General features: G+C 72.6%; 9 protein-coding genes. 3 read left to right on the plus strand and 6 right to left on the minus strand.

All coding sequences use genetic code 11. The features are described 5' to 3' along the window. Positions 1–139 precede the first annotated feature (139 nt). A complete protein-coding gene (locus CCN44_RS36065) occupies positions 140–811 on the minus strand; it encodes a DUF305 domain-containing protein (protein ID WP_208639914.1) in 672 nt (223 codons plus the stop codon). 110 nt (positions 812–921) lie between these two features. Then, on the minus strand, positions 922–1,323 hold the full coding sequence (locus tag CCN44_RS36070; protein WP_202430202.1) for a DUF6153 family protein: 402 nt from the start codon (positions 1,321–1,323) through the stop codon (positions 922–924). 189 nt (positions 1,324–1,512) lie between these two features. Here CCN44_RS36070 and CCN44_RS36075 point away from each other — a divergent pair, with 189 nt between their 5' ends. Then, positions 1,513–2,514: an AraC-like ligand-binding domain-containing protein gene (locus CCN44_RS36075; protein ID WP_059247997.1), complete on the plus strand. Its 1,002-nt coding sequence runs from the start codon at positions 1,513–1,515 to the stop codon at positions 2,512–2,514. Between the two features lie 153 nt (positions 2,515–2,667). Here CCN44_RS36075 and CCN44_RS36080 read toward each other — a convergent pair whose 3' ends face one another. Next, positions 2,668–3,246, minus strand: coding sequence for a TetR/AcrR family transcriptional regulator (locus CCN44_RS36080; RefSeq protein WP_059247998.1), 579 nt, complete (start codon positions 3,244–3,246; stop codon positions 2,668–2,670). A gap of 91 nt (positions 3,247–3,337) precedes the next feature. On the opposite strand from CCN44_RS36080, the gene CCN44_RS36085 reads away from it, so the two are divergent. Both CCN44_RS36085 and CCN44_RS36090 read left to right on the plus strand, forming a co-directional pair. Then, the gene (locus tag CCN44_RS36085) at positions 3,338–3,784 is read left to right on the plus strand and encodes a DUF1772 domain-containing protein (RefSeq protein ID WP_086702848.1); all 447 of its coding nucleotides are present in this window, start codon (positions 3,338–3,340) and stop codon (positions 3,782–3,784) included. A 349-nt stretch (positions 3,785–4,133) separates the two neighbouring features. After that, positions 4,134–4,859 carry a lysophospholipid acyltransferase family protein gene (locus CCN44_RS36090; protein ID WP_059248000.1) on the plus strand — a complete coding sequence of 242 codons (726 nt, stop codon included), beginning with the start codon at positions 4,134–4,136 and terminating at the stop codon, positions 4,857–4,859. 365 nt (positions 4,860–5,224) lie between these two features. Here the strand turns inward: CCN44_RS36090 and CCN44_RS36095 are convergent, their stop codons facing one another. From CCN44_RS36095 to CCN44_RS36105, 3 genes are all read right to left on the minus strand, one after another. Then, positions 5,225–6,820, minus strand: coding sequence for an alpha/beta hydrolase (locus tag CCN44_RS36095; protein ID WP_202430203.1), 1,596 nt, complete (start codon positions 6,818–6,820; stop codon positions 5,225–5,227). A gap of 112 nt (positions 6,821–6,932) precedes the next feature. Next, positions 6,933–7,736, minus strand: coding sequence for an urease accessory protein UreD (locus tag CCN44_RS36100; RefSeq protein WP_208639915.1), 804 nt, complete (start codon positions 7,734–7,736; stop codon positions 6,933–6,935). Continuing rightward, the coding region (locus CCN44_RS36105; protein WP_143650227.1) for an urease accessory protein UreG at positions 7,724–8,072 on the minus strand (349 nt) is incomplete at its 5' end. The genes CCN44_RS36100 and CCN44_RS36105, both read right to left, overlap by 13 nt.

Below are 8,072 nucleotides of genomic sequence, written 5' to 3' on the forward strand. Positions count from 1 at the left end.
CCACGATCCGGCTGGCGCCGCCGCTGACCATCACGGCGGAGGAGCTGCGGTCCGCGCTGGCCGCGCTGGAGAAGGTGCTGGCCTGAGGGCCGGGCGGGCGGGGGCCGGTGGCGGCACCGGTCCCCGCCCGCCGCGTTCGTCACTTCTCGCCGAGGAGCTGCTTCATCTCCTTGATCTCGGCGTTCTGCGCGGTGATGATGTCGTCCGCCATGGCCTTGGCCGCGCTGTAGCGGCCCTTCTCCTTCTCGGTGGTGGCCATCGCGACGGCGCCCTGGTGGTGCTCGATCATCAGGGTCAGGAACCGGGTGTCGAAGTCCTTGCCGTCGGCCTTCTCCAGGGCCGTCATGTCGGCCTCGCTCATCATCCCGGACATGTCGGACATCCCGGTGTGGCCGGAGTGGTCCATGCCGGCCTCGGGCACCTCCTCGCCCCAGGACTTCAGCCAGCCGGTCATGGTGCGGATCTCCGGGTCCTGCGCCTTCTCGATGCGCGTGGCGAGGTCCTTCACCTCGGCGGACGCGGCCCGGCCGTCGGCGAGTCGCGCCATCTCCAGGGCCTGCCGGTGGTGCGGGATCATGCCCTGCGCGAAGGCGACGTCCTGGGCGTTGTGCGCGGCGGCCGACGCGCTCGCGCCGGCGGAGGCGCCGTGGCCGGAGTGGCCGCTGCCGCTGTCACTGTCACCGCCGCCGCAGGCGGCCAGGACGACGGCGCCGGTCACGGCGACCGCGGCGAGGGCGGCACGCCGGACGAGGGGACGGGGGGTCAGGGAACGGCCGGCCAGGGAACGGCTGGTCGGGGAACGGTCGGTCATGGGAGGAACTCCTGCTGTTCTGAAGGGATTTCGGGCGCGCGTGAGCACGACCGCGGCCCCTGCGTACGGCACGCTGCGTACGGGCGGGGTGTGCGGCCGGGCGGCGGCCTCTAGATCCGCAGGAGTTGGAGTTCGGCCAGATCGGGCGGGGCGCGGGCGCCTTCCGGCGCCGTGGCCGGACCGGGGCGCGGGCAGGGGGCCGGCGCGGTGACGGCCACCGGGTCGGCGCCCGGCACGGGCAGCTGCGGGCCGCTGTCCAGCGCGCCCGAGGCGCAGCTGGGGTCGGCGTGGTGCAGCCGGTGACCACCGCAGTGGCCGGCGGCGTCCGGGCAGTCGTCCGGCGCGGTCACGGCGACCGAGTGGTGCGCGGCCATGGCGTGTCCGGCGTGCCCAGTGCCCCCGCCGGGCGCGAGCCCGTGCATACCGAACAGCCCGGCGAGCAGGGCCAGCACGAGCAGCGCGCGGTGCCGCCGCTGGGGCGGTCGCGGGGTGTGCGCTCGGGTGCCGGTCATCGGGGACATCGTAAGGGGGCGGGAGGCGGACGGCGCGCGGGGGCACACCGCGCCGCGGCCCGCACCCCACCCGGACGGCAGGGACGTCCAAAGGCCCGGGGCGGCACACATGACCGAGCTGCTACTGGACCACGTCCAGCATCCCGTGCCACGTTCGAGGCCACGGAAGGCGGCTGCGGGGAGCTGGGAATGCTGGTGTCGTCGTTCAGCACGGAGGTCGTCGCGGCACCGGAGCGATTCGAGCTGTTCACCGAGATCACCGACCGCTCGCACATGCCCAACCGGCTGCGCAGCAGTCATCAGGACGACTTCCGCGCGCGGATGCGCGTCCTGGATCTGGGGGAATTACAGGTCTCGACGATGTCCTTCCCGCACCTGGAGATCACGCGGACCGCGAAGCTGATCCGGCAGTCGGACCCCGAGGCGTACCAGATCAACTACTTCCTCGGGGAGGAGGGAGTTCTCTCCCTGGCCGGGGACGACACCGCGCTGCGTGCCGGTGACCTGGTGGTGATGGACAGCAGCCGTCCCTATCGCGGAGACGTTCTGGCGGTCCGGGACGGTTGGTCGCATGTGACCGTGCAGTTCCCCCGCGGGCTGATGCCCTTGCCGGAACGGACCGTGCGGCACCTGCTCGGTGTCCGGATCGACGGGCGCCGCGGCATGGGCGGACTGTTCGCCCGCTGGCTGGCCGATCTCCACGCACGCGCCGGCGAGTTCGCTCCGGCCGACGCCTCCACCCTCGCCTCGGTCACCCTGGACCTCCTGGCATCCGTGTGCGCCCACTGTCTGGAGGCGGAGGACGCGCTCAGCCCGCAGGCCCGCCGGAACGCGCTCAGGGCCCGGATCAGCGCGTTCGTCGAGGAGCACCTCGCCGACCCGGCTCTGACCCCCCGGGCCGTGGCCGACGCCCACCACATCTCCCTGCGCCATCTCCAGCAGCTGCTCGCCGAGCACGGCACATCGCCGGCGGCCTGGATACGCCACCGCCGCCTGGAACGCTGCCGCCTCGACCTGACCGACCCCCGCCTGGACGCCCGCCCGGTCCAGGCCGTCGCCGAACGCTGGGGCTTCACCGACCCCGCCCACTTCAGCCGCCTGTTCCGCGCCGCCTACGGCACATCCCCGCGGGACTACAGGAACCTGGCGCGCAGGCCCGCTCAGGGGCGCGTATCGGGTCGTGAGCAATGAGCGTCGCGGCTCTCCGGGGCGGGTGCCCCGTCCGGGATGCGGGTACGGCGGTCTGCGGCCGTCCCGGGTGGACGCGCGTGACCGGAAGCATTGCCGCGGGCGGACAGGAGCGGGGCCCGAGGGCCTTGGCCGCGTGCCCGCCGGGATGGTGTGTCAGACCATGGCGAGCCGGTCCACCAGCAGCTCCACCCTCGGCTCGGCGTACTCCGGCAGCAGGCGGCCCGCGCGGGTCAGGGTGGCGATCCCGTGCAGGGACGCCCAGAACACCTCGGTGAACAGCCCCGGGTCGATGCCGTTCCCGGCGACCTCGGCCAGGCTCTCCATCAGGGCGGCGAAGGCGTCCTTCAACGGCTCCGGGGTGTCCTCCTGCGCGTACGCCAGGCCGCCGTCGAGCTGGAAGATGGCGTCGTACACCGCCGGGTTGCGCTCGGCGAAGTCGAGATAGGCACGGGCCAGGGCGGCGACCCGCTCGCGCGGGCCGTCCACGCCGGCGGTCGCGGCGCGCACCGCCACGGCCAGCTCGGCGGCGCCCTCCAGGGCGACGGCGCCGATGATCTCGCGCTTGCCGCGGAAGTGGCTGTAGAGGACGGGCTGGCTGTACTCGATGTGCTCGGCGAGCCGGCGGGTGGTGACCGCGTCCCAGCCCTGCTGCTCGGCGAGCCGGCGGGCCGCCGCCACGATGAGGCGTTCACGGGCCGCCCGTTCGCGCTCTTTGCGTTCCTTTACCGACATGACTGGATCCTAGCATTGCTAGACAATCGAGCGCTAGCAGGTCTAGCGTTGCCTCAATGCCTAGCAACGCTAGCCAAACGGAGGGACCGTCATGCTCGTCATACTCGAAGTCGTCACCACCGTCGTCGTCGGCCTGATGGTGGGGGTGGAGTTCTCCGTCGCCTTCATCATGAACCGGATCCTGGACGCGCTTCCCGAGGACAGCCGCCAGCTCGGCCACGCCCACGGCGGCCGGATGCTCGGCACCCTGATGCCGTTCTGGTACGTGGGCTCGCTCGTCCTCAGCGCGGTCTGGGCCGTCGCCGGATGGCAGCACGACGGTGCCGGGCTCGTCGTCACCGCCGCCGGCCTGCTGATCGTCAGCGTGGTCATGTCGGTGCTGCTGCTCGTCCCGATCAACAACCGGAACAAGACCTGGACCCCCGACAACCGGCCCGCCGACTGGAAGCAGCAGCTGCGGCGCTGGGGCCGGTACCACTACGTCCGCGTCGCCGTCATCATCGCCGCCTTCACCCTGCTGGTCACCGCCCTCACCTGACGCCGCCGCCCCGGCGGGCACAGGCCGGCCCCCGCGCAGGGACGGCGTTCGCCCCGGCAGGGCCTCGGATTTCCGGCCTGATGGCTCATGCCTCCTCCTGCCATTCGCTCCCGGCCGCCGGATCAGGCCAAAGTCGAGCACGGCCGGACCGGACGGGTTCGCTTTCGGTCCGGTGTGGAAACCGTCTTGTCGGCCGTGAGGCGTCGGTCGGCTCGGCGAAGGGGCAGCATGAGTCCTGCTGAACGTGGTTACAGATGACTACAGGTCATGTGCGGCGACCTCCGTGATCCCTGCGGTGGCCTGCGGAAACCCCGGTCAGCAGCGGGCTTGCTGGAGTGAGAGGCGTGCCGTGTTCTACTACCTGCTCAAGTATGTGTTCCTGGGGCCGCTGCTCAGGCTGGTCTTCCGGCCCCGGATCGAGGGCCTGGAGCACGTGCCCGCGTCGGGCCCGGCGATCATCGCGGGGAACCATCTGTCGTTCTCCGACCACTTCCTGATGCCGGCGATACTGAAACGCCGCATCACCTTCCTCGCCAAGGCGGAGTACTTCACCGGGCCCGGGGTGAAGGGCCGGCTCACCGCCTTCTTCTTCCGCAGCGCCGGGCAGATCCCGGTGGACCGCTCGGGCAAGGAGGCGGGGCAGGCCGCGATCCGTGAGGGGCTCGGGGTGCTGCGCAAGGGCGAGCTGCTCGGCATCTATCCGGAGGGCACGCGTTCGCACGACGGCAGGCTGTACAAGGGCAAGGTCGGGGTCGCCGTCATGGCCCTCACGGCCGGCGTCCCGGTGGTGCCCTGCGCGATGATCGGCACGTTCGAGGCACAGCCGCCCGGCAAGGTCGTCCCCAGGATCCGTCCGGTGACCATCCGCTTCGGCGAGCCCCTCGACTTCTCCCGCTTCGCCGGCATGGAGCACGAGAGGACCGTGCTGCGGGCGGTCACCGACGAGATCATCTACGCGATCCTGACGCTCTCCGGGCAGGAGTACGTCGACGAGTACGCGGCGGTCGTCAAGGAACGGCAGGCGGCCGAGCAGGGGGCGCGGGAGCGCCGGTTCCCGCGGGCGCCGTTCGTGTGAGCCCTGCCGTCGGCAGAAGCACGCCGCCGGTCGCGGCCGTGGCGCCTGGGCGCGCCGTGTGACGAGGGCTGTGGTGATCGGGGCGATCGGGCAGACCGGGCGTCCGGTGGCGGGCGACGGCTGTGCGCCGGTGGTCGACGTGGGTGCCCATGACGGCGGGCATGCAGGGCAGTTGATGGGGCTCACGGGCCGGAGCGGGGCGGCGGCGCTGATCTCCGGCGTGTCCGCGTACGGGGACGGCGCGGGAAGCGGCTCCGACCCGCAGGGACGAGCCGGACGGTTCACCCCGGCCGGCTCCGTCGGCCGGACATGGCAGAGGGGCGGCCGGAAAGGTCCGGCCGCCCCTCGTCACCGTAGTGGTGCGGTCACGGCTTGGGCGTGGCGTGCGGGGCGCAGGTCACGTCCTTGCCGTCCAGCTCGCCGCCGAGCAGGTAGGCGTCGACGCGCTGGTTGACGCAGGGGTTGACCAGGCCGGTCACGCCGTGGGAGCCCGCGTTCCGCTCGGTGATCAGGCGGGAGCCCTTGAAGCGCTTGTGCAGCTCGACGGCGCCCTCGTAGGGGGTGGCGGCGTCACGGGCGGACTGCACGATCAGGACCTTCGGCAGGCCCTTGTGGGTCCTGACGTCGACCGGGGTGTGCTGCTTGGCCGGCCAGGTGGCGCACGGCAGGTTCATCCAGGCGTTGGCCCAGGTCAGGAAGGGGTAGTCCCGGTGCAGCCGGGTGTTGTCCCGGTCCCAGCGCTGCCAGCTCGTGGGCCACTTGGCGTCGGCGCACTCGACGGCGGTGTAGACGGCGTTGCCGTTCTCCGCGGAGATGTTGCCCGCGGTGTCCGACAGGTCCGGGGCGGCGGCGTCGACCAGCGCCTGGGTGTCACCGGCGACGTACTTGCTGAAGACCGTGGCGACCGGCACCCACGAGGAGTCGTAGTACGGCGCGCTCTGGAAGAAGGAGATCAGCTCGGCCGGGCCGACGACCCCGCCGATCGGGTGCTTCTTCGCGGTGGCCCGCAGCTTCAGCCACTTGGCCTGGACGGCGGCGCGGGTGGTGCCGAGGTGGAAGGCGGCGTCGTTGGCGGCGACCCAGTCCTGCCAGTCCTTCCAGCGGCCCTCGAAGGCGACGTCCTGGTCCAGGTTGGCCTGGTACCAGATCTTCTCCCGCGAGGGGTTGACCACGCTGTCCACGACCATGCGGCGCAGGTGGCCCGGGAAGAGGGTGCCGTAGACGGCGCCGAGGTAGGTGCCGTAGGAGACGCCGAGGTAGTTGAGCTTCTTCTCGCCCAGCGCGGCACGGATGACGTCCAGGTCGCGGGCGGTGTTCGGCGTCGTCATGTGCGGCAGCATCCAGCCGCTGCGCTCGGCGCAGCCGTCCGCGTAGGCGCGGGCGAGCTTGCGCTGCGCGGTCTTGTCGGCCCGGCTGTCCGGCACCGGGTCCATCTTGGGTGCCTTGACGAACTCCTGCGGGTCGACGCAGGAGATGGGCGTCGAGTGGCCGACGCCGCGCGGGTCGAAGCCGACGAAGTCGTAGGCCTTGGCGACGTTCGCCCAGATCGGGTTCTTGTTGGTGACCCGGGTCGGGAAGCGCATGCCGGAGCCGCCGGGGCCGCCCGGGTTGTAGACGAGCGCGCCCTGGCGCTCCTTCTTGGTGCCGGTGTTGCCGATGCGGTCCACGGCGAGCTTGATCTGCTTGCCGTTGGGGCGGGCGTAGTCGAGCGGCACGCTGACCCAGCCGCACTGGATGGGCTTGGCCAGCCCCCAGTCGGCGGGGCAGTCCTGCCACTTGATGCCGGCCTTCGCGGCGCGGGCGGCGGCGATCTCGGCGCCCTTGGCCTCCCGGTCCTGGCTCGGCCGGGCCGCGGCGCCGGCGGCGGGCGCCGACACCGCGCCGGCGATCAGGGTGGCGGTGACGAGTACTCCGGCGGAACCGAGTGCCAACAGGCGGCTCTTCGGTCTGTTCTCCCTCAAGTGGGCCCCTCCCCGTACCTCGCTGTGAGTCGTCAGGCGGGGATCCTCTCGGCTGCGGGGCCGCCGAGAACAGGGTTTGCCGGTCTTCTTTACCAATCCGATAACCGGATGATCATGTTCGCGTCCGCGAGAGGGGCGTGAGCGCCTCCCGACCGAGGCCCTCCAGTGCGGCGTCCAGCAGCCGCCGGAGCCGTAGCGCGTCCGGCGCGACCGCGCTGACCAGGGCGGCGGGGCCGGGCAGGGGCACCACGGCGGCGCACTCCCCCAGCACCTGCGCCGGCACCGGATGCTCCGCGAACTCGGGACGCACGACGACGAGTTGGCCCACCGCCCGGTGACCGGCGAGGACCGCCGGGCCGTCCCAGCCGCCCGGTGCGCCGGGGCCGCAGCTCAGCTCCTGGTCCAGCACGGTGCGGTCCGCGACGCGCACGGTGAGGCGGCTGGTGAGGCGTCCGGGCGGCTCTCCGGCCCGTCCCAGCACCTGCTCCTCGCGCAGCACGAGCCGGGCGCCGGCGGCGAGTTCGGCCCGGGTGGTGACGTACAGGTCGCTGCCGTCGGCGGAGATCAACTGCTCGGGCAGCCAGCGCAGTTCGGCTCCGTCGGCGACATCGAGCCGGACGTCGTAGCGGGCGTCGCCCTTGGCCTGGCCCGGCAGGGCGATGGTGGCGGCGGCCGAGCCGACGTGCAGCCGGGCGCCCTCCTCCACCCGGGCGGACAGGGTGAGGCGGTCGCCGCCGAGCGGCCCGCTCATCGCGCCGACGACCATGACCCTCGCCTCGGGTCCGGTCGACCGGGTGCGGCGCAGCGCCAGCGGGCCCTCGCCGTCGAGGGCGGGCAGGGCCGTGCCGCCGCGGCCGTCGGCGCGGGCGACGATCCGGGCACTCGCCCGGACCCCGGTGGCGGTCACGCCGTCCACGCGGCGAGCCGCTCGCGGACCCACGCGGCCACCTCGGCGACACCCGTCTCACCGCGCAACGACTGGAGCACCACCGGGAGTTCGGCCCGCTGCGCCTTGGCGTCGGCGGCCATCCGGGCGAGGTCGGAGCCGACGTACGGGGCGAGGTCGGTCTTGTTGACGACGAGCAGGTCGGCGGTGCTGACGCCGGGTCCGCCCTTGCGCGGGATGTCGTCGCCGCCGGCCACGTCGATGACGAAGATCTGGGCGTCCACGAGCCCCTTGGAGAAGGTGGCGGTGAGGTTGTCGCCGCCGGACTCGACGAGGATCAGGTCCAGCGGGCCGACCGCGTCCTCC

It is taken from the genome of Streptomyces tricolor, from assembly GCF_002155905.1.
Lineage (GTDB): Bacteria > Actinomycetota > Actinomycetes > Streptomycetales > Streptomycetaceae > Streptomyces > Streptomyces tricolor.

What these genes read in the sequence shown, in the direction of transcription:
- CCN44_RS36065 (WP_208639914.1), bottom strand. Translation starts at nt 811, where the DNA reads ATGACCGACCGTTCCCCGACCAGCCGTTCCCTGGCCGGCCGTTCCCTG.
- CCN44_RS36070 (WP_202430202.1), bottom strand. Translation starts at nt 1,323, where the DNA reads ATGACCGGCACCCGAGCGCACACCCCGCGACCGCCCCAGCGGCGGCAC.
- CCN44_RS36075 (WP_059247997.1), top strand. Translation starts at nt 1,513, where the DNA reads ATGCTGGTGTCGTCGTTCAGCACGGAGGTCGTCGCGGCACCGGAGCGA.
- CCN44_RS36080 (WP_059247998.1), bottom strand. Translation starts at nt 3,246, where the DNA reads ATGTCGGTAAAGGAACGCAAAGAGCGCGAACGGGCGGCCCGTGAACGC.
- CCN44_RS36085 (WP_086702848.1), top strand. Translation starts at nt 3,338, where the DNA reads ATGCTCGTCATACTCGAAGTCGTCACCACCGTCGTCGTCGGCCTGATG.